Genomic DNA, 25,971 nt, shown 5'->3' with positions numbered 1-25,971 from the left:
CCCTTGCGCTCTCCCTCACGCCAGGGGAATACCCACCGATGATGATTGGAACCCAGGCGAAGGTAGGGTCGACGTGTTCAACACCCGTCAGAGCTGGCCGGATTCCCGCCCGGCTCGACGTGGCAGACGACAGGAGAGACGGACGTGCAGCAGGAGGCCGGAGCCCGCGGCGAGGACCTGGAGGTCTGGATCGACCAGGATCTGTGTACCGGCGACGGCATCTGCGCGCAGTACGCGCCCGAGGTGTTCGAGCTGGACATCGACGGTCTGGCCTATGTGAAGAGCCCGCAGGACGAGTTGCTGCAGGACAGGGGGGCGACAACGCCCGTGCCGCTGCCGCTGCTCACGGACGTGATCGACTCGGCGAAGGAGTGTCCGGGCGAGTGCATCCACGTCCGTCGGGTTTCGGACAGCGTCGAGGTGTACGGACCGGACGCCGGGTGACCGTCGTGACACGGCCCGTCACAACCGTCTGATTCCTCACACTCCGGCGCGCGCGTCCCGCCGCGCGCCCGCGCACGGGTCACACGCTCTTGGCCGCGGACGGGGCGGAGCGCACGAACGCGCCGTTCTGCCAGCGCCACTTCACGCTCTCGCGCACGTCCGGGCAGCAACTGGGCACGTCGGCGGACGAGTAGCCGAGGAGCGAGGCGGTGACCTCTCCGTCACGTACGGCGAAGTCGTCGACGTTGGTGCGGTCCTTGGGGTCGACGAGGGTGGCGACCACGCGCGGCTCCGCGCCGTCGGCGCCCCGGGTGAGGACGTACACGCCGTCGGGCGGGGTGCCCATGGGCGCGTCGCAGTGGACGACCGCCACCGTCTCCGGCCGTCCGTCGCCGTCGAGGTCGCCGGACGCCTTCCTCTTCACCACCACCTCCACCGGGCCGCAGTCGAGCGGGAACTCGACGGCAGCGGGGTCGGGCGGCGCGGCGTGCGCCGGAGCGCTCTGCGTCCGAGGTCCGGAGGGCTGGGCCGCGGTGGCGGCGTCGGGCTGCAGGACCGAGGACAGGGCGACGACGCCGGCGACGGCCGTGGCGGTGGCGACCCAGTGGATGGGCCGGGCGTGCGTGTGGGCGAGTTCCGGGACGGCGGAAGGCTGCACGAGGAGTGTCTCCTGTGAGGGCTGTGCCGGTGGGGGTGGCCAGCATCGTGCCACACGTCACAGGACGGAGGGAACGGCGGGGGTGTGCAGTTCCGGTGCCGGGGAACCGGGAGGGGGTGTGCGCCTGCCGTGGTGTCAAGGCGAGGGCGCCGTGGCGCAGTTCCGGGGCGGTTGCCGGGAACTGCGCCACGGCGCCGGTGCGTTGTCCGGGTGGCGGGCCGCGTCAGCGGGCGGCGCCGCCGTCGGCGTTGGGGCCGGCGTAGTCCTCGCCGTAGGCGCCCTTGGCGGGGCGGCGGCGGCGCATGGGCGGCTCGACGCCGTCGGCGAGGCGGCGGGCGGTGAGGAGGAAGCCGGTGTGGCCGATCATCCGGTGGTCCGGGCGCACGGCCAGGCCCTCGATGTGCCAGTTGCGGATCATCGTCTCCCAGGCGGTCGGCTCGTTGAAGCAGCCGATCTCGCGGATGGACTCGACGGTCCGGGCGAGCTGGGTGGTGGTCGCGACGTAGCAGCAGAGGATGCCGCCGGGCACGAGCGCCTTGGAGACGGCCTCCAGGCACTCCCAGGGGGCGAGCATGTCGAGGATGACGCGGTCGACGTCGGTGTCGGACAGGTTGTCCTGGAGGTCGCCGACGGTGAGCTGCCAGGCGGGGTGCGGGCCGCCGAAGTAGCGCTCGACGTTCTGCCGGGCGATGTCGGCGAAGTCCTCGCGGCGCTCGTAGCTGTGCAGCATGCCCTGGTCGCCGATGGCGCGCAGCAGGAAGCTGCTGAGCGAGCCGGAGCCGACGCCGGCCTCCACGACGCGCGCGCCGGGGAAGATGTCGGCGAAGGCGAGGATCTGCCCCGCGTCCTTCGGGTAGACGACGGCTGCCCCGCGGGGCATGGACAGGACGTAGTCGGGGAGCAGGGGGCGCAGCGCGAGGTAGGCGACGTTCCCGGTGGTGCGGACAACGCTGCCCTCGGGAGCGCCGATCAGTTCGTCGTGGGGGAAGGAACCCTTGTGGGTGTGGAAGTTCTTCCCGGCCTCGAGCGTGAACGTGTAGTGGCGGCCCTTGGGGTCGGTCAGCTGAACCTGGTCCCCGACCTTGAAAGGCCCGCGCCTGCGGGCGGCACCGGTCGGTTCGGACATGTGACCAGCCTACCGGTCCCGGCGGGGGCCGCCGACCACGTGGCGGCCGGGGCCGGCCGCGTGACGGTCAGGAGGGACGTGCCATCGCCTTGACGAAGGCCCGCTCCACGTCCGCCGCCGACAGCACGCCGTAGATCTCGCCCGTCTCCTCGACCACGAGGTACTCGGTGGCCGGGGTGGCGCGCAGGGCGTCGAGGAGTTCCTCCCCGGCGAGCTCGGCGGAGACCCGCATGCCGTCGGTGAGGTCCTGGGCGAGTCCGCTGACCGGGACCCAGGGCCTGCGGTGCTCGGGGACGCCGACGATGGCGGCCTCGCGGACCAGGGAGAGGGGGACGCCGTCGGGGTCGACGACGACGAGTGCGCGGGCGCCGGCGGCGTTGGCCCGGCGCAGGGCCTCGGAGAGCGGGGTGTCGTTCTCCACGGGCACCGCGCGGCGGGTGAGCGTGCGGGCGCGCAGCTCGGGGAGGTGTTCGCGCAGCCGGGCCATGCGCAGGCTGTTGCCGGCGCCGGTCCAGATGATCGCCGCGAGGATGGCGGCGAGCAGGGCGTCCAGGACGGTGTCCATGCCGACGTTGTCGACGGCGTCGGAGCCGAGGGCACCGGACTGGGTGAGCAGCGGCAGGCCGATCAGGACGGAGACGGCGAGGGCGCGGCCGACCCAGGCGGCGGCGACGGTGCCGGTCATCGGCTTGCCGCTGATCGCCCAGACGACGGCGCGGAGCATGCGGCCGCCGTCGAGGGGCAGGCCCGGGAGGAGGTTGAAGACGGCCACGATGAGGTTGGAGATCATCAGGCCGGCCAGCAGGACGCCGGGGACGCTGCTGGGGTCGACGGCCAGCAGCGCGAGGTAGAACAGGCCGGACAGCACCAGGGAGAGCAGGGGTCCGACGAAGGCCAGCACGAACTCGCGCCCGGGTGTCTCGGCCTCCTTCTCGATCTCGGAGACGCCGCCAAAGAACTGGAGCTGGATGCGGCGCACCGGGAGTTTGAAGCGCAGTGCGGCGAGGGTGTGGGCGAGTTCGTGGACCAGCACGGAGGCGTAGAAGGCGACCGCGAAGAACAGGGAGACCAGGTAGCTGGCGGCGCCGAGCTCGGGCAGCACCCGGTCGATCTGTCCGCCGAACACCCAGGTGATGAGGATCGCGACGAGGAACCAGCTGGGCGCCACGTAGACGGGCACGCCGAAGGGCCGCCCCATCAGCAGTCCGCCGCGCCGGTGCTCCTGCGGCCGCTGCGGGCCCGCTCCCGGGCCGGACCCGGAGGGGGTGTGCGGCCGGTCGGCCGCCTGGCCGTCCGCGGCGCCCCGCCCGGTCCCGGCCGTACGGCGGTGGTCGTCCTCGGCGTTCTGCGGGGGCCCGGCGGGCGGCGGGACGGTCTGGTGGCCGGTGTCCTCGGCGGGCGGGGCCGGCCGCGGCTCGGACGGGGTTTCGGCGGCGGCCGCGTCCGGCTCAGCGGGCCGGCCCTGCTGTCCGTCGGAAGGCGTGTCGCCGGACGGTCCGGTCTCCGGGGCCCGGTGGTCCTGCGCGGTGGCAGGGGTGGCCGGGGAGGTGTCCGACGGGGCGTCGGAGCGCGGGGGCGTCCCGGGCGCGTGGGGCGTGGGATCGGACGCGGCCGTGGGGTGCGCGCCGGCGTCGTCGGAGGCCGGGACCCGGGGTCCCGAGTGCTCGGCCGACTCGTCGTTGCCGGACCGCGGCTGCCCGCGCCCGCCGCTTACGTCCACCGGTGTCCCCTCGATCGCTGCGTCTCCCGTGCCTGCCGGACGGAAGGTCTCGGGTCGATGGTATGCGGCGTTCGTCGCCCGTTCCGCCCCGGCACCCCCGTCCCGGCGCCTCCTTCCCCTTCTCCCCCGTCTCCCCCGCCGGACACACACTGTCGGTGCCGGGCCGTAAGGTCTTGGGTCATGGAGACGAGCACCGAGGGCGCGGCGCCGCCCGGCAGCAGCGCGGTCCCGGCGGAAGCGGCGGCGGAGACGGCCGTGGTGACCGCGCCCACCGCCCTGCCGCCCGCCTCGCTGTCCCCCTCGCGTGCCGGTGACTTCATGCAGTGCCCCCTGCTGTACCGGTTCCGGGTCATCGACCGGCTGCCGGAGAAGCCGAGCGAGGCGGCGACCCGGGGCACCCTGGTGCACGCCGTGCTGGAGCGCCTGTTCGACGCCCCGGCGGCCGAGCGCACCGCGCCGCGGGCCAAGGCGTTGATCCCGGGGCAGTGGGACCGGCTGCGCGAGTCCCGCCCGGAGGTCGCGGAGCTTTTCGCCGACGACCCGGAGGGCGAGCGGCTCGCGCGCTGGCTGGCGGAGGCGGAGGCGCTGGTCGAGCGCTGGTTCACGCTCGAGGACCCGAGCCGACTCGAACCCGCCGAGCGGGAGCTGTTCGTCGAGGCTGAGCTGGACTCCGGGCTGAGACTGCGCGGCATCATCGACCGCTTGGACGTGGCGCCCACCGGCGAGGTGCGGATCGTCGACTACAAGACGGGCAAGGCGCCCCGGCCGGAGTACGCCGAGGGCGCGCTGTTCCAGATGAAGTTCTACGCCCTGGTGGTGTGGCGGCTGAAGAACGTCGTCCCGCGCCGCCTCCAGCTCGTGTACCTCGGCAGCGGTGACGTGCTGACCTACGATCCGGTGCTCGCCGACCTGGAGCGGGTGGAGCGCAAGCTGCTGGCGCTGTGGGACGCGATCCGGCGGGCGACCGAGACGGGCGAGTGGCGGCCGCGGCCCACGAAGCTGTGCGGCTGGTGCGACCACCGGGCGCACTGTCCGGAGTTCGGCGGCACTCCTCCGCCGTACCCGCTGCTGCCGGTGAGGGCGGCTGAGTCCGACCCGGCCCAACAGGGCAGAATGGGGCCGGACTAGCGAAGGAGACTTACGTGGCCATCCGCGTCCTACTGGTCGACGACCAGCCGCTGCTGCGTACCGGCTTCCGGATGATCCTGGAGGCCGAGCAGGACCTCGCGGTCGTCGGCGAGGCCGGAGACGGCCTCCAGGCCCTGGACCAGGTGCGGGCGCTGCAGCCCGACGTGGTGCTGATGGACATCCGCATGCCGCGGATGGACGGGGTGGAGGCGACCCGGCAGATCACCGGGCCCGAGCGGGACGGGCCGGCGAAGGTGCTGGTGCTGACGACGTTCGATCTCGACGAGTACGTGGTGGAGGCGCTGCGCGCGGGCGCCAGCGGCTTCCTGCTGAAGGACGCCCCGGCCAACGAGCTGGTGCAGGCGATCCGCGTGGTGGCCGCCGGGGAGGCCATGCTCGCGCCGAGCATCACCCGCCGGTTGCTGGACAAGTACGCCACGCATCTGCCGTCCGGTGACGAGCCGGTGCCGGACACCCTGCACACGCTGACGGAGCGTGAGGTCGAGGTGCTGAAGCTGGTGGCGCGCGGGCTGTCCAACGCGGAGATCGCCGCCGACCTGTTCGTCAGCGAGACAACGGTGAAGACGCACGTCGGTCACGTCCTGACCAAGCTGGGACTGCGCGACCGGGTGCAGGCGGCGGTGTACGCCTACGAGAGCGGGCTGGTGCGTCCCGGCGCGCAGTAGCGCACCCTGTGCGGTGAAGCGCCGAGGGCGCCCTCCCCAGCGGGAGGGCGCCCTCGGCGCACGGACGGCTTCGCCGTTCCTGGTGCGTCAGCCGCTGACGCCGCGGCCGAGCTCCCACAGCTGGAGCGCCGACGAGGAGTTGAGCGTGTAGGCGGTGCCGGTGATGTCGTCGCGGGCGGCGACGTACTGCTTGCCCTGCCACAGCGGCAGCACCGGGACGTCCGCGGCGACGATGTCCTGGATCTCCGTCAGGCTGTCGGAGGCGGACAGCCGGTCGGCCTGGCGGCGCGACTCGGGGATCAGGTCGTTGCGGATCTCGGTGTTCGCGTACGGCGAGTTGAGGAAGTTGTCCTCGTCCAGGAAGGGCGCGAGGAAGCCGTCGGCGTCCGGGTAGTCGGGGAACCAGCCCATGCCGTAGACGTCGTACTTGCCCTTCTGGCCGGCGGGGCGGAACGTGGACCAGGGGGTGCCCTCGATGTCGGTCTCGAACAGGCCGCTGTTGTTGAGCTGCTTGCTCAGCTGCTCGAACTCCGCCTTGGTGGCGGGACCGTAGTGGTCGGTCGTGTAGTGCAGCGTCAGCTTCACCGGGGTGCTGACGCCGGCCTCTTCGAGCAGGTCGCGGGCCTTGGCGGTGTTCGGGTCGCCGTACTTGTTGAAGAACGCGTTGGAGTGGCCGGTGATGCCGGCGGGGACCAGCGAGTACAGCGGCTCGGCCTGGGAGCCGTAGACCTTGCCGACCAGCTCGCTGCGGTTGACGACCTGGGCCATCGCCTGGCGGACGGCCTTGTCCTTCACCGTCTCGGCCTCGGTGTTGAAGGCCAGGTAGCGGATCTCCAGGCCGGGCGACTCGACCAGCTCGATCTCGCTGTCGGTGGCGTTGCCGAGCTCACGCACCTGTTCCGGCGACATGGTGCGGGTCATCACGTCGATCTCGGCCTTCTCCAGCGCGTCGCCCATGGCGTCGGCGCTCTCGAAGGAGACCATCTCGACCTTTTCGTTGTTCATCTTCAACGCGCCCTTGTAGGACGGGTTCTTGGTGAACACGGCGCGGACGAGCTCGTTGTTCTCGACCTTGCCCTCGAGGACGTACGGGCCGGAGCCGTCCACCTCGAAGCCCTCGCGCAGCTTGTCCTTGGCGTAGTCGTCCGGGTTGACGATTCCCGCGACCGGGGTGGACAGCTTGTACGGGAAGGTGGCGTCGGCCGTCTTGAGGTGGAAGATCACCTCGCGGTCGCCCTGCGTCTCGACGGTGTCGATGGTGGACAGCAGGGCGAACACACCGCTGTCGGCCTTGATGGCGCGGGCCCGGTCGATGGAGTACTTCACGTCGGCTGCGGTGATCGCGTCACCGTTCGCGAACTTCAGGCCGTCGCGCAGGGTGCAGCTGAAGCGCTCGTTGCCGGCGTCGGTGAACCCGCAGGTCTCGGCGGCATCGGGGACGGGTTCGCCGTCGCCTCGGGGCTGGACCATCAGGGTCTGCACGGTCTGGCGCAGGATGTTCCAGGTACCGACGTCGTAGGCGAAGGCCGGGTCGAGGGGCGCGAGGCCCTCTTCCTCCGATGCGGTGAACCGGTCCGTGGTGCCCACGACGATCGCATCGCCGTCGCCGCTCCCGCCCTCGGTGTCGCCGCAGGCGGCGAGCACCGGCGCGAGCAGGCCCATCGCGGCCGCCAGCACCAAAGTCTTGCGGTTCATGCTCGAGTTTCTCCAGGACTGTCGACTCCGTGTATCCGGCACGCAGGGGTTGTTGCAGCGGATCACGGGATGGGGGCGAGGTTCTCGCGACGACATTAGTCCGCGCCCGCAGCGGGGTTCGCGGCGCCCGGAGTTGAGGGCTCATCACGCAGTGAAACCGGGTGTGAACGGATCGACGAAGGTGCGCCGGGAAGGATTGGTGCACCTTCCTACCAATCGGGACACAAGGGCGTACGGAGAGCCACCGAAACGGGACGGACTGCACAGGTGGACATCGTTGTCGACCCTCTGTCGTGTGGCGAACATCACAAGTGAAAAGGCCTGCAGGGGCAGGAATTCAGCCGACCGGAACGGATCGAATTCTTTCGGAACCCGGGGCCCGCCGACCGCTCCGAACGGCCTGAATTCCGCCGGTAACACGACTGCACGCTGGGTGAACGTCTAGCGCATTTCCGTCATCAGACCGTGCAGGAATGACAGGTCCACGTCTTCCAGTGAGGACACGACCGTGCGCCGGGCGGCCGGGGTGATCGGACCCACCGACGGCACCGCGACGACCTGGCAGCCCGCGGCCTCGGCGGCGGTGACACCGGTCACGGTGTCCTCCACGACGGCGCACCGCACGGGGTCCACACCGAGCCCGGCGGCGGCCGCGAGATACGGGTCGGGGTGCGGCTTGGTGCGCGGCACCTCGTCGCCGGCGACCGACAGCGCGAAGTGCTGCGGGCCCAGGGTGGTGAGCACCCGGTCGATGATGCGCCGGTGGGAGGCGGAGACCAGTGCCGTGGGGATCTCGTGCTCGGACAGTTCGGCGAGCAGCCGCGCGGCGCCCGGCATCAGCGGCAGGGCGTGGTCGATACGGGCCTCGAAACCGTCGTTGAGCAGCACCGTCAGTTCGGCGAGGCCGATGTCGGCCCCGGTCGCCTCGATGAGGAACCCCGCGCTGCGGGTCATGGGGCCGCCGACCACGACATGGCGCCAGGAGTCGTCGAGGGTGTGGCCGAGGGAGGCGAAGACCTCCACCTCGACGTCCCACCAGAAGCCCTCGGTGTCCACCAGGGTGCCGTCCATGTCGAGGAGCACGGCCTGCAGGGCCGAGCCTTCCCCCGTACGGATTCCGAGCGCGGGGACCGTACTGGTCATCCACGTACCTCCTTCAGGGACGATCAGGCCGGTTCCCACGAGGGGAACCGGCCTGCAGTGGACCGACCAGTGTACGACGTACGGGACGCGAATGCCTGGTGTGACCGGTGCGGCGGCGCGCCCGGGCCTCAGCGGGCGTTGAAGTACTTCGCCTCCGGGTGGTGGATCACGATGGCGTCCGTGGACTGCTCCGGGTGCAGCTGGAACTCCTCGGACAGGTGCACGCCGATGCGCTCCGGCCGGAGCAGGTCGGCGATCTTGGCGCGGTCCTCCAGGTCGGGGCAGGCACCGTAGCCGAGGGAGAAGCGGGCGCCCCGGTACTTCAGGGCGAACATGTCCTCCATCGCGGCCGGGTCCTCCCCGGCGAAGCCGAGTTCCGAGCGCACCCGCGCGTGCCAGTACTCCGCGAGGGCCTCGGCCAGCTGCACGGACAGGCCGTGCAGCTCCAGGTAGTCGCGGTAGGCGTTGGCCTCGAACATCCGGGCGGTCTCCTCGCCGATGCGGGAGCCGACGGTGACGACCTGGAGGCCGACGACGTCGGTCTCGCCGGACTCCTCCGGGCGGAAGAAGTCGGCCAGGCACAGGCGGCGGCCGCGGCGCTGGCGCGGGAAGGTGAACCGGGTGCGCTCGTTGCCCTGCTCGTCCAGGACGATCAGGTCGTCGTCCTTGGAGACGCACGGGAAGTAGCCGTAGACCACGGCCGCCTCCAGCAGGTTCTCCGTCTGCAGCCGGTCCAGCAGGCCGCGCAGCCGGGGCCGGCCGTCGGTCTCCACGAGCTCCTCGTACGTCGGGCCCTCGCCGGTGCGGGCCTGCTTCAGACCCCACTGCCCCTTGAACAGGGCGCCCTCGTCGAGCCAGCTCGCGTACTCCTTGAGCTGGATGCCCTTGATCACGCGGGTGCCCCAGAAGGGCGGCTCGGGGACCGGGTTGTCGGTGGCGATGTCGGAGCGGACGTGGCCGGCCTCGGGGCGTTCCTCGACCTCCACGGCCGTCGCGCGCACGCGGCGCTGCCGCAGCTCGGGCAGCTGGGCGCCGGGCACTCCGCGCTTGATGCCGATGAGGGCGTCCATCAGGCGCAGGCCCTCGAAGGCGTCGCGGGCGTAGCGGACCTCGCCCTGGTAGATCTCGTGCAGGTCCTGCTCGACGTAGGCCCGGGTGAGCGCCGCCCCGCCGAGGATGACCGGGTAGTCGGCGGCGAGTCCGCGGCTGTTGAGCTCCTCGAGGTTCTCCTTCATGATCACCGTGGACTTGACCAGCAGTCCGGACATGCCGATGACGTCGGCCCTGTGCTCGGCGGCGGCGTCCAGGATCGCGGAGACGGGCTGCTTGATGCCCAGGTTGACCACGTTGTAGCCGTTGTTCGACAGGATGATGTCGACGAGGTTCTTGCCGATGTCGTGCACGTCGCCGCGCACGGTGGCGAGCACGATGGTGCCCTTGCCCGCCTCGTCGGTCTTCTCCATGTGCGGTTCGAGGTGGGCGACGGCGGTCTTCATCACCTCGGCGGACTGGAGCACGAACGGCAGCTGCATCTGGCCGGATCCGAACAGCTCGCCGACGACCTTCATGCCGTCCAGCAGGGTGTCGTTGACGATGTCGAGCGCGGGCCGCTCGCGGAGGGCCTCGTCCAGGTCCGCCTCCAGGCCGTTGCGCTCGCCGTCGATGATGCGGCGCTTGAGGCGCTCCTCCAGCGGCAGGGCGGCCAGTTCCTCGGCCTTGCCGGCCTTCAGCGACTTGGCGGTGGCGCCCTCGAACAGCTGCATGAGCTTCTGCAGCGGGTCGTAGCCCTCGCGGCGGCGGTCGTGGATCAGGTCGAGGGCGGTGGTGACCTCCTCCTCGCTGAACCGGGCGATCGGCAGGATCTTCGAGGCGTGCACGATCGCCGAGTCCAGGCCGGCCTTGACGCACTCGTCCAGGAAGACGGAGTTCAGCAGGATGCGGGCGGCCGGGTTGAGGCCGAAGGAGATGTTCGACAGGCCGAGCGTGGTCTGCACCTTCGGGTGGCGCCGCTTGAGCTCGCGGATGCCCTCGATGGTGGCGATGCCGTCCTTGCGGGACTCCTCCTGGCCGGTGCAGATGGTGAAGGTCAGGCAGTCGACGAGGATGTCCTCCTCGCGGATGCCCCAGTTGCCGGTGAGGTCGGCGATCAGCCGCTCGGCGATCTCGACCTTCTTCTCGGCGGTGCGGGCCTGGCCCTCCTCGTCGATGGTCAGCGCGATCAGCGCGGCGCCGTGCTCCCTGGCCAGCTGTGTGACCTTCGCGAACCGCGACTCGGGGCCGTCGCCGTCCTCGTAGTTGACCGAGTTGATCACCGCGCGGCCGCCGAGCTTCTCCAGGCCGGCCCGGATGACGTCGACCTCGGTGGAGTCCAGCACGATCGGCAGCGTGGAGGCGGTGGCGAAGCGGCCGGCCAGTTCCTCCATGTCGGCGACGCCGTCGCGGCCGACGTAGTCCACGCACAGGTCGAGCATGTGCGCGCCCTCGCGGATCTGCTCGCGGGCCATCTCCACGCAGTTGTCCCAGCGGCCCTCCAGCATGGCCTCGCGGAACTTCTTCGAACCGTTGGCGTTCGTCCGCTCGCCGATCGCCAGGTAGGAGGTGTCCTGCCGGAACGGCACGCTCTGGTACAGGGAGGCCGCGCCCGGCTCGGGACGCGGGTCGCGCTCGGCCGGCGACAGCGGACGCACCCGCTCCACGAGCCGGCGCAGGTGCTCCGGCGTCGTACCGCAGCAGCCGCCCACCAGGGACAGCCCGTAGTCCTGGACGAAGGTCTCCTGGGCGTCCGCCAGCTCGGCCGGCGACAGCGGGTAGCGCGCGCCGTCCTTGGTGAGCTCGGGCAGGCCGGCGTTCGGCATGCACGACAGGCGGACACGGGAGTGGCGGGCCAGGTAGCGCAGGTGCTCGCTCATCTCGGCGGGGCCGGTGGCGCAGTTCAGGCCGATCATGTCGATGCCGAGGGGCTCCAGCGCGGTGAGCGCGGCGCCGATCTCGGAGCCGAGCAGCATGGTGCCGGTCGTCTCCACCGTGACCGACACGATCAGCGGGACCTCGAACCCGGCGATCTCCATGGCCCGGCGGGCGGCGATGACGGAGGCCTTGGTCTGCAGCAGGTCCTGCGTGGTCTCCACGAGCAGCGCGTCGGCGCCGCCCGCGAGCAGGCCCTCGGCGTTCTGCTGGTAGGCGTCGCGGATGGCGGCGAACGTGGTGTGGCCGAGGGTGGGCAGCTTGGTGCCCGGGCCCATCGAGCCCAGCACCCAGCGCGGGCGGCCGTCGCGCGCGGCGAACTCGTCGGCCGTCTCGCGGGCGATGCGCGCGCCCGCCTCGGACAGCTCGGTGACGCGCTCGGCGATGTCGTACTCGCCCAGTGCGGTGAGGTTGGCGCCGAAGGTGTTGGTCTCCACGCAGTCCACGCCCGCGGCGAAGTACTCGGAGTGGACCGAACGGACGATGTCCGGGCGGGTCAGGTTCAGGATCTCGTTGCAGCCCTCGAGGTTCTCGAAGTCCTCGAGCGTGGGGTCCTGGGCCTGGAGCATGGTGCCCATGGCTCCGTCGGCGACCACCACTCGGGTGGCGAGCGCCTCACGGAGAGCGGACACGCGGGTCCTGCTGTCGGCGGAAGGGGTCAGCGGCAACGAGGCCATGAATGGGGCTCCCTCAGGTGCGACGGCTGTCGGCTTTGCGGCGACCCGGAGAGCTTCCGTTCGAGCTCCCCAGGCGAGGCGCACGCCGCCAGGGTATCCGGGACCGCGTCCCGATGTTCAGGGCGTCCACGGGCCGGACGAGGATGGCCGACGGACGACGTTCGGAGTAGGAGTGGCGGAACCGATCACGGCCAACCATTAGCGAGAGGTCGGCATCGACCGGTAGTGTTCGACATTGCCGAACAGTGGCAGCGGCGTCGCGGGTCGACGGTCGAAGGGGACGGAGGCAGTACGGCGATGGCACGGAACATCCAGTCGCTCGAACGGGCGGCGGCGATGCTGCGGCTGCTCGCGGGCGGCGAGCGGCGGCTCGGCCTGTCGGACATCGCCTCCTCGCTGGGCCTCGCCAAGGGCACCGCCCACGGCATCCTGCGCACCCTCCAGCAGGAGGGCTTCGTCGAGCAGGACGACGCCTCCGGCCGCTACCAGCTGGGCGCCGAGCTGCTGCGCCTGGGCACCACGTACCTGGACGTCCACGAGCTGCGGGCGCGCGCCCTGGTGTGGGCGGACGACCTGGCCCGCTCCAGCGGCGAGAGCGTCTACCTGGGCGTCCTGCACCAGCAGGGCGTACTGATCGTGCACCACGTCTTCCGGCCCGACGACAGCCGGCAGGTCCTGGAGATAGGGGCCATGCAGCCGCTGCACTCCACGGCCCTGGGCAAGGTGCTCTCGGCCTACGACCCGGTGGCCCACAGCGAGGCCCTGGAGGCCGACCGCAAGGCGTTCACCGACCGCACCGTGTGCGACCTCGACGGCTTCGAGCACATCCTCGACCTCACCCGGGCCCGAGGTTACGCGGCGGACGTGGAGGAGACCTGGGAGGGCGTCGCCTCCCTCGCCGCACCCATCCACGACCGGCGCCGCATGCCGGTCGGCGCGGTCGGCATCACGGGCGCGGTCGAACGGCTGCAACGGGACGGCGAGCTGCGGCCCGAGCTGATCGCGGCGGTGCGGGACTGCGCCCGCGCGGTCTCGCGGGACCTGGGCGCCGGGCGGTTCTGAGCGGAGCGGAATCACGCACGGGGACCGGGACGCCGTACGGCGTCCCGGACACAGCCGCGCCCGGCGGTTCCGCAGCCGGCCGCCGACCCGAGCGTTGCGGAGCCGGCCGCACCCGAGCGATTGCGGAGCCGGCCGGACCAGGGCTTTGCGGAGCCGGCCGGACCCGAGCGATTGCAGCGCCGGCCGGACCCGAGCGTTGCAGAGCCGGCCGAACCAGGGCCGGAGGCGTTCCTGACCACAGCCGCGCTCGGCGCGTTCCGGAGCCGGACGGCGGCCGGCGCCTTGCGGGGACACTCGGCGACCGGGGCGTTCGGGGGCCGGTCGGCGGCCGGGGCGTTCCGGACCCTGTCGGCGGCCGGGGCGTTCCGGAGCCTGTCGGCGGCCGGGGCGTCGAAGGCCGACCGACGGCCGGGGCGCAGCGGAGCCGGTCGCGCCGGGGCATCGCGGGAGACAGCACGGGCCTCACGAACCAGGGCGCACACGGGCCGGCGCACCCGGCGTGCGGGCGGCGGAACGGCGCCGGGAACCGGCAGCCCGCGGCGATCAGTAACGATCGCGCTTTCGACAACCAAACTCTTGACGCATGCCGGGCGTCGGACAAGACTCCCGTCCATCGGTCGGCATTGTCGAACACTTACCGGCAATACGCGCTAGAGTGTGACAACGCCAAGGGCCGGCATCGCTCTCATCACGAGGGCGCCAATCCCCGGTGGGACCCGGGGGTCGGCTCCCTGGACGAAGGACAAAGGAGTCGCGGGTGTCCAGCTCCGACATCTTCATCGGCGAGACCATCGGTACCGCCATACTCATCCTGCTCGGCGGCGGTGTGTGTGCCGCCGTGACGCTGAAGGCCTCCAAGGCCCGCAACGCCGGGTGGCTCGCCATCGCCTTCGGGTGGGGCTTCGCCGTCATGACGGCGGTGTACATCGCGGGGCCGCTCTCGGGCGCCCACCTCAACCCGGCCGTGACCGTGGCCCTCGCCATCAAGGACGGCGGCTGGAGCAACGTGCCGGTCTACTTCGCCGGAGAGTTCCTCGGCGCGATGATCGGTGCGGCGCTGGTCTGGCTCGCCTACTACGGCCAGTTCCACGCGCACCTCACCGACAAGGAGATCGTCGGCGGTCCGGGCGCGCAGACCACCGCCGCCAAGGCGGTCGAGGCGCAGGAGAAGGGCGCGGGCCCGGTGCTCGGCATCTTCTCCACCGGCCCGGAGATCCGGAACACGGCGCAGAACCTCGCCACCGAGATCATCGGCACCTTCGTGCTGCTGCTCGCCGTGCTCACCCAGGGCCTGAACGACGCGGGCAACGGCCTCGGCGTGCTGGGCGGCCTGATCACCGCGCTCGTGGTCGTCTCGATCGGCCTGTCGCTGGGCGGCCCGACCGGTTACGCCATCAACCCGGCCCGTGACCTCGGCCCGCGTGTCGTGCACGCCCTGCTGCCGCTGCCCAACAAGGGCGGCTCCGACTGGTCCTACGCCTGGATCCCGGTGGTCGGTCCGCTGATCGGCGGCGCCCTCGCGGCCGGCCTCTACAACGTCGCCTTCGCATAGGGGTGACCAGGTCGCCCCGAACGCCGAATGTTGTAGCAGCGCCGTACGCACAGCCCCGTAACCAAGGAACTCCCAGGAGCACACAGTGACCGACGCCCACACCGCCGGCCCCTTCATCGCCGCCATCGACCAGGGCACGACCTCCTCCCGGTGCATCGTCTTCGACCGCGACGGACGCATCGTCTCCGTCGACCAGAAGGAGCACGAGCAGATCTTCCCGAAGCCGGGCTGGGTCGAGCACGACGCCACCGAGATCTGGACCAACGTCCAGGAGGTCGTCGCCGGAGCCGTCGCCAAGGCCAACATCACCCGCGACGACATCAAGGCCATCGGCATCACCAACCAGCGCGAGACCACCGTGCTGTGGGACCGGCACACCGGCGAGCCCGTCCACAACGCCATCGTCTGGCAGGACACCCGCACCGACGGCCTGTGCCGCGAGCTGGGCCGCAACGTCGGCCAGGACCGCTTCCGCCGCGAGACCGGCCTCCCCCTCGCCTCCTACTTCGCCGGTCCGAAGGCCCGGTGGCTGCTCGACAACGTCGAGGGCCTCAAGGAGCGCGCCGAGGCCGGCGACATCCTGTTCGGCACCATGGACACCTGGGTCATCTGGAACCTGACCGGCGGTGCCGACGGCGGCCACCACGTCACGGACGTCACCAACGCCTCCCGCACGCTGCTGATGAACCTGCACACCATGCAGTGGGACGAGAGGATCGCCGAGTCCATCGGCGTGCCCACGGCCATGCTCCCCGAGATCCGCTCCTCCGCCGAGGTCTACGGCGAGATCAGGGGCGGCAAGCTGGGCGAGCTGCTCGGCGGCATCCCGGTCGCCTCCGCGCTGGGCGACCAGCAGGCGGCGCTGTTCGGCCAGACCTGCTTCGCCGAGGGCGAGACCAAGTCGACGTACGGCACCGGCACCTTCATGGTGATGAACACCGGCGACAAGATCATCAACTCCTACTCGGGCCTGCTGACCACGGTCGGCTACAAGATCGGCGAGCAGGACACGGTCTACGCCCTGGAGGGCTCGATCGCCGTCACCGGCTCGCTGGTGCAGTGGATGCGCGACCAGATGGGCCTGATCTCCACCGCCGCCGAGATCGAGACGCTCGCGCTCTCCGTCGAGGACAACGGCGGCGCGTACTTCGTGCCGGCCTTCTCCGGCCTGTTCGCCCCGTACTGGCGCTCCGACGCCCGCGGTGTGATCGCCGGCCTGACCCGGTACGTCACCAAGGCGCACCTGGCGCGCGCCGTGCTGGAGGCCACCGCCTGGCAGACGCGGGAGATCGCGGACGCCATGACCAAGGACTCCGGCGTGGAACTGACCGCCCTCAAGGTCGACGGCGGCATGACCTCCAACAACCTGCTGATGCAGACCCTCTCGGACTTCCTGGACGCGCCCGTGGTGCGCCCCATGGTCGCCGAGACCACCTGCCTCGGTGCCGCCTACGCCGCCGGCCTCGCCGTCGGCTTCTGGAACAGCACCGACGACCTGCGCGCCAACTGGCGCCGGGCCGCCGAGTGGACCCCCCGCATGGACGCGGAGACCCGCGACCGTGAGTACAAGAACTGGCTCAAGGCCGTCGAGCGGACCATGGGCTGGATCGACGACGAGAGCTGACGAGGAGTAAGAAACAGAATGACCAGTCAGTCCACCCTGCAGTCCGTGCCTGCCCTGGGGACGCGCCCGGCATCCGGCTCGAACCCGAGCCGTGCCGAGACCCGGGAGCAGCTCTCCAAGGCGTCGTACGACCTTCTCGTGATCGGCGGCGGCATCCTGGGCATCTCCACCGCCTGGCACGCCGCGCAGTCCGGCCTCAGGGTGGCCCTGGTGGACGCCGGTGACTTCGCCGGCGCCACCTCCTCCGCCTCGTCCAAGCTGCTCCACGGCGGCCTGCGCTACCTGCAGACCGGCGCGGTGAAGCTGGTCGCGGAGAACCACTTCGAGCGCCGTGCGGTCTCCCGGCAGGTGGCCCCCCACCTGGCGAACCCGCTCACGTTCTACCTCCCCGTGTACAAGGGCGGGCCGCACGGCGCGGCGAAGCTGGGGGCCGGCGTCTTCGCGTACTCGATGCTGTCGGCCTTCGGCGACGGCGTCGGGCACCTGCTCTCGCCGGCCAAGGCCGCGCAGGACGTGCCGGAGCTGCGCACCGAGAACCTCAAGGCCGTGGCCGTGTACGGCGACGACCAGATGAACGACGCGCGCATGGCGCTGATGACGGTCCGCGCGGCCGCCGAGTCGGGCGCGGTCGTCCTCAACCACGCCGAGGTCACGGGCCTGCGCTTCACCCGGGGCCGGGTCACCGGCGCCGAGCTGCGCGACCGCCTCTCCGGCGAGGAGTTCGGTGTGAACGCCCGGCTGGTGCTCAACGCCACCGGCCCCTGGGTCGACCACCTGCGCCGCATGGAGGACCCCGGTGCCGCGCCGTCCATCCGGCTGTCGAAGGGCGCGCACCTGGTGCTGAAGCGGACCTCCCCGTGGAAGGCCGCGCTGGCCACGCCGATCGACAAGTACCGGATCACCTTCGCCCTCCCGTGGGAGGACATGCTGCTGCTCGGCACGACCGACGAGGAGTTCGAGGGCGACCCGGCGGACGTCGCGGTCAACGACAAGGACATATCCCAGATCCTCGACGAGGCCGCGTTCTCCATCCGCGACCAGCAGCTCGACCGCGACCTGATCACCTACGCGTTCGCGGGCCTGCGGGTGCTGCCGGGCGGCCCCGGGGACACGGCGAAGGCCAAGCGGGAGACGGTCGTCACCGAGGGCCGCGGCGGGATGCTGTCCGTCGCGGGCGGCAAGTGGACCACGTTCCGCCACATCGGCCGTACGGTGATGCGCAAGCTGCAGGAGCTGCCCGGGCACCCGCTGGGCGACGACTTCGAGCCGGTCTCCGCGCTGCCGAAGAAGCTGCCGCTGCCGGGTGTCGCCAATCCGCGCGCGGTCGCCCACCGGCTGCTGGTCGACGGCCCCGCGCCCGGCCCGCGGATGGCCGCGGACACCGCCCGGCACCTGGCCACCCACTACGGCTCGCTGGCCTTCGACATCGCCCGCCTGGCCAACGACGACCCGGCGCTCGCCCAGCGCGTCCACCCCGACGCCCCGGAGATCTGGGCGCAGGTCGTCTGGGCCCGGGACCACGAGTGGGCCGAGACCGTCGACGACGTGCTGCGCCGCCGCACCACCCTGACGATCCGCGGCCTGGCCACGGACGAGGTGCGCGCCAACGTCCAGGACCTGCTCGACAAGAAGTGACCGAGGTCCCGCCGGCTCCTGGGCACGGGAGCCTGCGGGGTACGGCAGGGGCGGTTCCGCGACGGCGGGGCCGCCCCTCCGCCTGCCCGGGCCGAGGCCCCTCCCGCGGCCCTGCGCACACCGGTGGTGCACCGGCGCGGGCCGCATAATGGGCGGATACATCGGACGTCTGTGCCGCAGGGAGGCCGGTCAATGGCAGTCACCGACGAGGCGATCGAGAAGATCAAGTCAATGATCGTCTCCGGCGCGCTGCGTCCCGGCTCCCGGCTGCCCAAGGAGAGCGAACTCGCCGCCGACCTGGGGCTGTCCCGCAACTCGCTGCGCGAGGCGGTGCGGGCCCTGTCGCTGATCCGCATCCTGGACGTGCGGCAGGGCGACGGCACCTACGTCACCAGCCTCGACCCGCAACTCCTGCTGGAAGCCCTGAGTTTCGTGGTCGACTTCCACCGCGACGACACGGTCCTGGAGTTCCTCGCGGTGCGCCGCATCCTGGAGCCGGCCGCGACGGCCCTCGCGGCGCCGCTGATCACCGAGGGGCAACTGGACGCGTTGTCGCGGCAGTTGGACGAACTGGGCGAGGACCCGCCGGTCGAGGACCTGGTCGCCGCGGACCTGGAGTTCCACCGCGGCATCGTGCGCAGCTGCGGCAACTCCGTGCTCTGTTCCCTGCTCGACGGCCTGTCCGGCCCCACCACGCGGGCCCGCGTCTGGCGCGGTCTGACCCAGGAGGACGCGGTCGGCCGCACCCTGCGCGAACACCGGGCCATCCTCGCCGCACTGCGCGACCGGGACGCCGAGGCCGCGCGGTCCTGGGCGACGGTGCACATCGCGAGCGTGGAGCAGTGGCTGCGGTCCACTCTGTGAACGATCGCCTCCGGTTCGTCGGCTCCCGGATCGCCGAAGGGTGTTTCCCGCTGCAGGTTGGGGCAGTGATGGGAGCACTCCCCCCGTGAGGGGGCTGCGGACCCCCCGTGGTCACGCCGTAAGGTTGGGACGTACGCGAGGGCACGTCGGAAGGAGGCGCTGGGTGATCGAGCTCGAGGGGGTTCCCGAGCTGATCGACCCGGTCATGGTGGCCGCGTTCGAGGGCTGGAACGATGCCGGTGACGCTGCCTCCACCGCGGTCGCGCACCTGGAGCGGGAATGGAAGGGCGAGGTGTTCGCGGCGCTGGACGCCGAGGACTACTACGACTTCCAGGTGAACCGCCCCACGGTCTTCATGGACGGCGGGGTCCGCAAGATCACCTGGCCGACGACGCGGTTGTCGGTGGTCCGGGTCGGCGGCGAGAAGCCGCGCGACCTGGTGCTGGTCCGCGGCATCGAACCGTCCATGCGGTGGCGCTCGTTCTGCAACGAGATCCTCGGCTTCGCGCACGAACTCGGCGTGGAACTGGTGGTCGTGCTGGGCGCGCTGCTCGGCGACACCCCGCACACCCGTCCGGTCCCGATCAGCGGCACCACGTCCGACCCGGACCTGGCCCGCCGCATGGATCTGGAGGAGACCAAGTACGAGGGCCCCACGGGCATCGTCGGCATCCTCCAGGAGGCGTGCACGCACGCCGGTGTGCCCGCGGTGTCGCTGTGGGCGGCGGTGCCGCACTACGTGTCGCAGCCGCCGAACCCGAAGGCCACGCTGGCCCTGCTGAACCGGCTGGAGGACCTGATCGACGTGCGCATCCCGCTGGGCGAGCTGCCCGAGGACGCGCGCGCCTGGCAGCTGGGCGTGGACCAACTGGCCGCGGAGGACAGCGAGGTCGCCGAGTACGTCCAGACGCTGGAGGAGGCCCGGGACACCGCCGAGCTGCCGGAGGCGTCGGGCGAGGCGATCGCCCGCGAGTTCGAGCGCTATCTGCGGCGCCGTGACGGGGCGTCGGGGCCGCCGGGCGGACATGCCACGGCCGACGGTTCGGAGAGCACGCCGTACCGGCGGGACGCTCCGGGCGGTCGCTCCCGCCCGCCGCGGACGCCGAAGCCGGAGACGGACCCGGGCCCGGACACGGGTACCGGCGCGGACTCGGGTACCGGCGCGGACTCGGGTACCGGCGCGGACTCGGGCACGGGCACGGGCCCAGGCACGGACACGGGCCCTGGCACGGACACGGGCCCTGGCACGGACACGGGCCCGAACGGCGGGAAGGGCTCCGACGGCGAGGAGTCGTCGGAGGACTGAACGGTCCTGGAGGACCGAGCGGTCCGATGGGCAGCGAGAAGGGGCGCCCCGTCCGAGGACGGGGCGCCCCTTCGCCGTGTTCGCCGGTGAGCGCGTACGCGGCCGGTTACAGCGCCACGCCGAGCAGGGCGTCCACCGCGCGGGAGACCACGCCGGGGGCGCCGGTGTCGGTGCCGCCGCTCGCCTCCTGCAGCCCGACCCAGCGGTCGACGGCGGCCAGCGCGGCGGGCGCGTCCAGGTCGTCGGCGAGGGCCTCGCGGATCTCCTCGACCAGCGCCTCGGCGGGCGGGCCGTCGGGGCGGGAGACCGCGGCGCGCCAGCGGCCAAGGCGGGCCTCGGCGTCCCGGAGGACCTGGTCGGTCCACTCCCAGTCGGCGCGGTAGTGGTGGGCGAGCAGCGCCAGCCGGATCGCCGCCGGGTCGACGCCGTCGCGCCGCAGCGCGGACACGAAGACCAGGTTGCCCTTGGACTTGGACATCTTCTCGCCGTGCAGGGCGACCATGCCGGCGTGGACGTACGCCTTGGCCATGGGGAACTCGCCGGTGAGCACCTGGGCGTGCGAGGCGCCCATCTCGTGGTGCGGGAAGACCAGGTCGGAGCCGCCGCCCTGGACGTCGAAGCCCATGCCGAGGTGGTCGAGGGCGATGGCCACGCACTCGATGTGCCAGCCGGGCCGGCCCCGGCCGAGCGAGCCGCCGTCCCAGCTCGGCTCGCCCTCGCGGGCCGCCATCCACAGCATCGGGTCGACCGGGTTCTTCTTGCCCGGGCGTTCCGGGTCGCCGCCGCGTTCGGCGGACAGCAGCCGCATCGCGGCGGCGTCGAGGTTCGAGACCTGACCGAAGTGCGGGTCGGACTCGACGGAGAAGTAGATGTCGCCCTCGAGCTCGTAGGCGGCGCCGTGGTCGCGCAGGCGCTCGACGAGCGGGACGATGCCGGGTATCGCCTCCACGGCGCCTATGTAGTGCCGGGGCGGCAGCATCCGCAGGGCGGTCATGTCCTCACGGAAGAGGGCGGTCTCCTGCTCCGCGAGCGCGGCCCAGTCGACGCCGTCCCGGTCGGCCCGCTCCAGCAGCGGGTCGTCGACGTCGGTGACGTTCTGGACGTAGTGCACCTGCCGCTTGGTGTCGAGCCACACGCGCTGTACGAGGTCGAACGCGTTGTACGTCGCCGCGTGTCCGATGTGGGTGGCGTCGTAGGGGGTGATGCCGCAGACGTAGATACGGGCGACGGGACCGGGGTCGAGGGTGACCGGGCCGCCGGTCGCGGTGTCGTGGATCCTCAGGTCGCGGCCCTGACCGGGCAGGGCGGGGACCTCGGAAGCGGGCCAGGCATGCATGCCATGAGCCTAACCGGACCGGGGTTCCAGATACGAACCGGAGCAGCCCGGATGACCGGGAAGGCACTCTTGCGCGTGGGCTCCCGGCGTGCTGTGCGCCGCGGTCAGACCGGCGGCCAGGGGATCGCGGGCCACTCGCCGCCGGGCACCGGGTGCACGCCGGAGGTGAGCATCGCCTCGACGCGCGCGTGGGTGGCGTCGATCTCCGCGCGGGTGATGAGCGGGGCCAGGCGGTCGGCGAGGGCGCCGCCGTCCGTGAGGGCCGCGCCGAGGCCCTCGAGGACCTCCACCGCCTCCTCGGTGAGCGGCTCACCGGCCCAGCCCCACAGCAGGGTGCGCAGCTTGTCCTCGACGTTGAAGGTGACGCCGTGGTCGATGCCGTACAGCAGGCCGTCCGCGGTGGGCAGCAGGTGACCGCCCTTGCGGTCGGCGTTGTTGATCACCGCGTCGAGCACGGCCAGCCGGCGCAGCCGCGGGTCGTCGGCGTGCACCAGCAGCGCGGTGCGGCCCTCGCCGACCTCCGCGAGGCCGATCGCCTTCCAGCCCGGCTCCGGTTCCTCGCCGTCCACGAGCGCCAGCAGCTCCGCGCCGGGCGCGGTCTCGATCCACAGCTGGCACATGCCCTCGCCGTACGGCCCGTCCCGCAGCACGGTGGGCGGCACCAGGTTCCAGCCGGTGGCCCGCGAGACCTCGTACGCGGCGACCTCCCGGCCCGCGAGGGTCCCGTCGGGGAAGTCCCACAGGGGGCGCTCCCCCGCGACCGGCTTGTACACGCACGCGGCCTCGCGGTCCTCGTGCGTCACGGTGCAGTACAGGGCGGCGTTCGACGCCTCACGGATGCGTCCGCGCACGGTCAGCTCGCCCTCGGCGAGCAGCACCGCGGCGGCCGGGTCGGCGGCGTTCACGCTCCGCGGCGGTATCCGTTCTGGCGCGGACATACGTGTCCTTCCGGGTCGAGCGGGAGGCTGCACAGCGGGCACGGCGGCCGCCCGGCGTTGACGACGTCGAGGGCGCGCTTGGCGAAGGCGCGGGCCTGCGCGCCGGTGAGCCGGACGCGGAGCATCGGCGGACCGTTCTCCTCGTCCTGGAGCAGCCGCTCCTCGGCCTCGGCCAGGTCCTCCTCGGAGTCGGCGTCGAGTTCGACGAGGGCCTGCGCCTCGACGATCATGCGCTGCTCCTCGCCGTCCCAGGCGAGCGCCATGGTGCCGACCCGGAACTCCTCCTCGACGGGGGTGTCCAGCGGGGCGGTGTCGGTGATCTCGGTCGGCGCCATGGCGGGCACCGCGGCGCTGCCGCCGCTGCGGCGCACCACCTCGTCGAGCAGTTCGTCCATGCGTTCGGCGAGCGCCGCGACCTGGGTCTTCTCCAGGGCCACGCTGGTCACCCGGGAGCCGGCGGAGGCCTGGAGGAAGAACGTACGGCGCCCTGGCAACCCGACCGTACCGGCCACGAAACGTTCCGGTTGGTCGTAGAGGAACACCTGACGGGACACGTCCTGTCTCCATTGAGAGTTGTGGGAAGGGGCGGCTGTTCGGAGGGAGCGCAACGCTGCGGTCGCTTCACCCTACTGCGGCCGACGATCACGGTGCGCCCGCGTCGCCCCCGACCGTGGCGTCGTCGGCGGGCGTCTCCTCGCGCGGCGCCAGCGAGGTGAAGTCCCCGGTGTCGCCGAGACGGACGAGAAACGGCCGCAGCCGGGTGTAACGGATCGCGGTGATGGAACACGGTTCAACGGAAATCCGCTGGAAGAGGTCGAGATGAAGTCCGAGTGCGTCGGCGACGAGGGACTTGATGATGTCACCGTGCGAACACATGAAATAGACGGCGTCGGGGCCGTGGTCGCGTTCCACGCGCGCGTTCCACTCGCGCACCGCCTCGGCGGCGCGGGTCTGCATCGCGCGCATGGACTCCCCGCCGGGGAACGCCGCCGCCGAGGGGTGCGCCTGCACCACCTCCATCAGCGGTTCGTCCTTGAGTTCGGCGAGCTTGCGGCCCGACCAGTCGCCGTAGTGGCACTCGCCGATGCGCTCGTCGGTGTGGGCGGTGAGGCCGGGCCGGGCGTCCAGGAGGGGCCGGACGGTCTCCTGGCAGCGTTGGAGCGGGCTGGTGACGACCTCGGAGAGCGGCAGCTGGGCGAGCCGTCCGGGCAGGGCGGCGGCCTGGGCGGCGCCGCGGTCGTCGAGGGCGACGCCGGGCGTCCAGCCGGCGAGCAGTCCCTCGGTGTTGGCGGTGGAGCGTCCGTGCCGGACCAGGAGCAACGTGGGCATGCCGCCCAGGGTAGGCGCACCGGTGTGTGCGGTGTCCGTCGAGTGGGAGGAGAGTGCGTTCTGTGATCGTCGACTGTGCGGTCTACCGGGAGGGGCAGCGGTCGGAGGGGCCCGAGGACTTCTCGGACGCGCTGGCCGAGGCGCGGTCGGCGGGAGGGTTCGTGTGGATCGGGCTGCACGAGCCGACGGCCGGCGAGTTCGACCTGGTCTCGCAGGAGTTCGGGCTGCACCCGCTGGCGGTGGAGGACGCCCTCAAGGCCCATCAGCGGCCCAAGCTGGAGGTGTACGACGACTCGCTGTTCCTGGTCCTCAAACCGGTGCTGTACGAGCCGCGGACCGACACCGTCTCCACCGGGGAGATCATGGTCTTCCTCGGCGACTCGTTCGTGGTGACCGTGCGGCACGGCGAGGGTTCGCCGCTCGGTGCCGTACGGAGCCGGCTGGAGCGGGAGCGGGAGCTGCTGGGCAAGGGGCCGACGTCGGTGGTGTACGCGGTCGCCGACGCCGTCGTGGACCACTACCTGGACGTGGCGACCGAGCTGCAGACCGACCTGGAGCAACTGGAGGAGGAGGTCTTCTCCCCGGACGGGGGCGGGTCGCGGCACACCGCGTCCCGGATCTACAACTTCAAGCGGCAGATCCTGGAGTTCCGGCGGGCGACGGGACCGCTCGTGCTGCCGATGACCCGGCTGGCGGGGGTCGGCTCGTACGGGGCGGGGGTGCCGTTCGTGGCGGGCGGAGCGCGGCCGTTCTTCCGTGACGTGCACGACCACCTCACCCGCGTGAACGAGTCCGTGGAGGGGCTGGACCGGCTGGTCTCGGACATCCTGTCGGCTCATCTGGCGCAGATGAGCGTGCGGCAGAACGACGACATGCGGAAGATCTCGGCGTGGGCGGCCATGGCCGCGGTGCCCACGATGATCGCGGGGGTCTACGGCATGAACTTCGAGCACATGCCGGAGCTGCGGTGGGGGTGGGCGTATCCGGCGGTGATCGTGGTGATGGCCGCGCTGGAAGTGCTGCTGTTCCGGCTGTTCAAGCGGCGCGGCTGGATGTAGGGCCGGCCGGGAGGCGCGTCAGGCGAACTCGGGTTCCGGGCTGGGCGGGCCGCCCAGCGCGTTGCGGCGCTCGGGCATCCTGAGGGAGACCATGCGGCGCCAGCCGCCCAGGCGTTCGTACGCGTACACCGCGTGGATGCCTGCCGCCAGGAGCGCTGCCTTCGGCCTGGACCAGCCGAGGATGCGGCCCATGCGGGCCATCACGGCGAGGCTGACGTCCCGGTGGACGCGGATCTCCGCCAGCGCGCACTCGCGCAGCGCGCGCTGGATGGCGCGGCCGTGTCCGGCACGGGCGAGGCGCAGCAGTTCCTCGTGGCAGTAGGCGAGGTGGTTGTCCTCGTCGGCGGAGATCATCCTGACCGCGCGGCCCAGGTCCGGGTGGTCGGCGAAGTGCTTGCGGAGCAGGTCCATCTGCTCGGAGGCGCGTTGTTCGGTGACCCTGCTGTGGGCGAGGTAGACGAGGACGTCCTGCACGGTGAGCGGTTCGTCGCGGCGCAGTCGGTCGTGGGCCAAGCCGATGCCCCGGCGCTCCAGGAGCATCGTGTAGTCGGTCTCCGGCGGCACCGGGACGGGCCGCAGACCGCGCTTCTTCATCAGCGCGTTGAAGATGCGGCCGTGCTTGTCCTCGTCGGCGCCGTGCCGGGTGATCTTGGGGGCGAGTCCGCGCTCTGTGTCGGGGACGAGCGCGGCGATACGGGCGTTCTCCCAGCCGCCCTGGGACTCGCCGCCGGCCGCGATGGAGCAGAACAGGGCGAAGGACTCGTCGTTGTCGACGATCTCCTGGAACAGGCTCTTGGCCGAAAGCATGGTGCGCCACCTCTCCGCGAACCTCCGCGGCCGTCCGGTCCTGCGGCCCCGCGAAGAACGAGTCAAGTGCGCGCGGCGCGGCACGGCAACAGGTGTGCCCGGCAAGTCCGCCGGAAGGAGTACGCACGGGCCCGCACCGGTGCGTAGCCCTGCCCCTCGCCCGGCGGCCGAGGGGCAGGGGCCGCCGGCCGGGCGGCGGGAGCGGTCGGGCGGGCCACC

At 71.8% G+C, this 25,971-nt stretch carries 21 protein-coding genes; 10 read left to right on the top strand and 11 right to left on the bottom strand.

All coding sequences use genetic code 11. The features are described 5' to 3' along the window. Positions 1 to 144 precede the first annotated feature (144 nt). Positions 145 to 444, top strand: coding sequence for a ferredoxin (locus FGW31_RS28180; protein WP_142196366.1), 300 nt, complete (start codon positions 145 to 147; stop codon positions 442 to 444). Between the two features lie 79 nt (positions 445 to 523). Here the strand turns inward: FGW31_RS28180 and FGW31_RS28175 are convergent, their stop codons facing one another. From FGW31_RS28175 to FGW31_RS28165, 3 genes are all read right to left on the bottom strand, one after another. Then, entirely contained in the window at positions 524 to 1,102 is a 579-nt protein-coding gene (locus FGW31_RS28175; RefSeq protein WP_142196365.1) for a hypothetical protein, read from the bottom strand. 223 nt (positions 1,103 to 1,325) lie between these two features. Next, the gene (locus FGW31_RS28170; RefSeq protein ID WP_142196364.1) at positions 1,326 to 2,228 is read right to left on the bottom strand and encodes a tRNA (adenine-N1)-methyltransferase; all 903 of its coding nucleotides are present in this window, start codon (positions 2,226 to 2,228) and stop codon (positions 1,326 to 1,328) included. Between the two features lie 67 nt (positions 2,229 to 2,295). Next, the gene (locus FGW31_RS28165) at positions 2,296 to 3,948 is read right to left on the bottom strand and encodes a site-2 protease family protein (RefSeq protein ID WP_142196363.1); all 1,653 of its coding nucleotides are present in this window, start codon (positions 3,946 to 3,948) and stop codon (positions 2,296 to 2,298) included. Positions 3,949 to 4,128: 180 nt separating this feature from the next. On the opposite strand from FGW31_RS28165, the gene FGW31_RS28160 reads away from it, so the two are divergent. Together FGW31_RS28160 and FGW31_RS28155 are read left to right on the top strand one after the other, a co-directional pair. Then, complete coding sequence (locus FGW31_RS28160; RefSeq protein ID WP_142196362.1) at positions 4,129 to 5,076, top strand: RecB family exonuclease; 948 nt, start codon at positions 4,129 to 4,131, stop codon at positions 5,074 to 5,076. A gap of 14 nt (positions 5,077 to 5,090) precedes the next feature. Further along, positions 5,091 to 5,762, top strand: coding sequence for a response regulator (locus FGW31_RS28155; RefSeq protein ID WP_121545344.1), 672 nt, complete (start codon positions 5,091 to 5,093; stop codon positions 5,760 to 5,762). An 87-nt stretch (positions 5,763 to 5,849) separates the two neighbouring features. Here the strand turns inward: FGW31_RS28155 and FGW31_RS28150 are convergent, their stop codons facing one another. The 3 genes from FGW31_RS28150 to metH all read right to left on the bottom strand — a co-directional run bounded on the left by FGW31_RS28150 (position 5,850) and on the right by metH (position 12,241). Continuing rightward, complete coding sequence (locus FGW31_RS28150) at positions 5,850 to 7,457, bottom strand: ABC transporter substrate-binding protein (protein WP_142196361.1); 1,608 nt, start codon at positions 7,455 to 7,457, stop codon at positions 5,850 to 5,852. Between the two features lie 441 nt (positions 7,458 to 7,898). After that, complete coding sequence (locus FGW31_RS28145) at positions 7,899 to 8,600, bottom strand: HAD family hydrolase (RefSeq protein WP_142196360.1); 702 nt, start codon at positions 8,598 to 8,600, stop codon at positions 7,899 to 7,901. Between the two features lie 128 nt (positions 8,601 to 8,728). After that, positions 8,729 to 12,241 carry a methionine synthase gene (metH, locus tag FGW31_RS28140; protein WP_142196359.1) on the bottom strand — a complete coding sequence of 1,171 codons (3,513 nt, stop codon included), beginning with the start codon at positions 12,239 to 12,241 and terminating at the stop codon, positions 8,729 to 8,731. A 297-nt stretch (positions 12,242 to 12,538) separates the two neighbouring features. Here metH and FGW31_RS28135 point away from each other — a divergent pair, with 297 nt between their 5' ends. From FGW31_RS28135 to FGW31_RS28110, 6 genes are all read left to right on the top strand, one after another. After that, on the top strand, positions 12,539 to 13,303 hold the full coding sequence (locus FGW31_RS28135) for an IclR family transcriptional regulator (RefSeq protein ID WP_142196358.1): 765 nt from the start codon (positions 12,539 to 12,541) through the stop codon (positions 13,301 to 13,303). A 757-nt stretch (positions 13,304 to 14,060) separates the two neighbouring features. Further along, entirely contained in the window at positions 14,061 to 14,855 is a 795-nt protein-coding gene (locus tag FGW31_RS28130; protein ID WP_142196357.1) for an MIP/aquaporin family protein, read from the top strand. A gap of 85 nt (positions 14,856 to 14,940) precedes the next feature. Further along, on the top strand, positions 14,941 to 16,479 hold the full coding sequence (gene glpK, locus FGW31_RS28125; RefSeq protein ID WP_142196356.1) for a glycerol kinase GlpK: 1,539 nt from the start codon (positions 14,941 to 14,943) through the stop codon (positions 16,477 to 16,479). A gap of 18 nt (positions 16,480 to 16,497) precedes the next feature. Then, positions 16,498 to 18,114: a glycerol-3-phosphate dehydrogenase/oxidase gene (locus FGW31_RS28120; RefSeq protein WP_142196355.1), complete on the top strand. Its 1,617-nt coding sequence runs from the start codon at positions 16,498 to 16,500 to the stop codon at positions 18,112 to 18,114. 192 nt (positions 18,115 to 18,306) lie between these two features. Further along, the gene (locus FGW31_RS28115) at positions 18,307 to 18,978 is read left to right on the top strand and encodes a FadR/GntR family transcriptional regulator (RefSeq protein WP_142196354.1); all 672 of its coding nucleotides are present in this window, start codon (positions 18,307 to 18,309) and stop codon (positions 18,976 to 18,978) included. A gap of 163 nt (positions 18,979 to 19,141) precedes the next feature. After that, the gene (locus FGW31_RS28110) at positions 19,142 to 20,284 is read left to right on the top strand and encodes a PAC2 family protein (protein ID WP_142196353.1); all 1,143 of its coding nucleotides are present in this window, start codon (positions 19,142 to 19,144) and stop codon (positions 20,282 to 20,284) included. Positions 20,285 to 20,390: 106 nt separating this feature from the next. Here FGW31_RS28110 and mshC read toward each other — a convergent pair whose 3' ends face one another. From mshC to FGW31_RS28090, 4 genes are all read right to left on the bottom strand, one after another. Further along, entirely contained in the window at positions 20,391 to 21,620 is a 1,230-nt protein-coding gene (gene mshC, locus FGW31_RS28105) for a cysteine--1-D-myo-inosityl 2-amino-2-deoxy-alpha-D-glucopyranoside ligase (protein ID WP_142196352.1), read from the bottom strand. Between the two features lie 104 nt (positions 21,621 to 21,724). Continuing rightward, the gene (locus FGW31_RS28100; protein ID WP_182675183.1) at positions 21,725 to 22,558 is read right to left on the bottom strand and encodes an SCO1664 family protein; all 834 of its coding nucleotides are present in this window, start codon (positions 22,556 to 22,558) and stop codon (positions 21,725 to 21,727) included. Further along, the gene (locus FGW31_RS28095; RefSeq protein ID WP_142196350.1) at positions 22,522 to 23,112 is read right to left on the bottom strand and encodes a DUF3090 domain-containing protein; all 591 of its coding nucleotides are present in this window, start codon (positions 23,110 to 23,112) and stop codon (positions 22,522 to 22,524) included. The genes FGW31_RS28100 and FGW31_RS28095 overlap by 37 nt, the downstream gene beginning before the upstream one ends. An 88-nt stretch (positions 23,113 to 23,200) precedes the next feature. After that, complete coding sequence (locus tag FGW31_RS28090) at positions 23,201 to 23,887, bottom strand: histidine phosphatase family protein (protein ID WP_142196349.1); 687 nt, start codon at positions 23,885 to 23,887, stop codon at positions 23,201 to 23,203. Between the two features lie 62 nt (positions 23,888 to 23,949). Here FGW31_RS28090 and corA point away from each other — a divergent pair, with 62 nt between their 5' ends. Continuing rightward, positions 23,950 to 24,945, top strand: a complete 996-nt coding sequence (gene corA / locus FGW31_RS28085; RefSeq protein ID WP_182675185.1) for a magnesium/cobalt transporter CorA — start codon at positions 23,950 to 23,952, stop codon at positions 24,943 to 24,945. Positions 24,946 to 24,963: 18 nt separating this feature from the next. On the opposite strand, the gene FGW31_RS28080 is transcribed toward corA, so the two are convergent. Further along, the gene (locus FGW31_RS28080; RefSeq protein WP_142196347.1) at positions 24,964 to 25,752 is read right to left on the bottom strand and encodes a ferritin-like domain-containing protein; all 789 of its coding nucleotides are present in this window, start codon (positions 25,750 to 25,752) and stop codon (positions 24,964 to 24,966) included. Between the last annotated feature and the right edge of the window lie 219 nt (positions 25,753 to 25,971).

Source organism: Streptomyces calvus (genome assembly GCF_006782915.1).
GTDB lineage: Bacteria > Actinomycetota > Actinomycetes > Streptomycetales > Streptomycetaceae > Streptomyces > Streptomyces calvus.
Note: the sequence above shows the minus strand (reverse complement) of the source record. Positions and strands in the feature narration are given on the sequence as shown.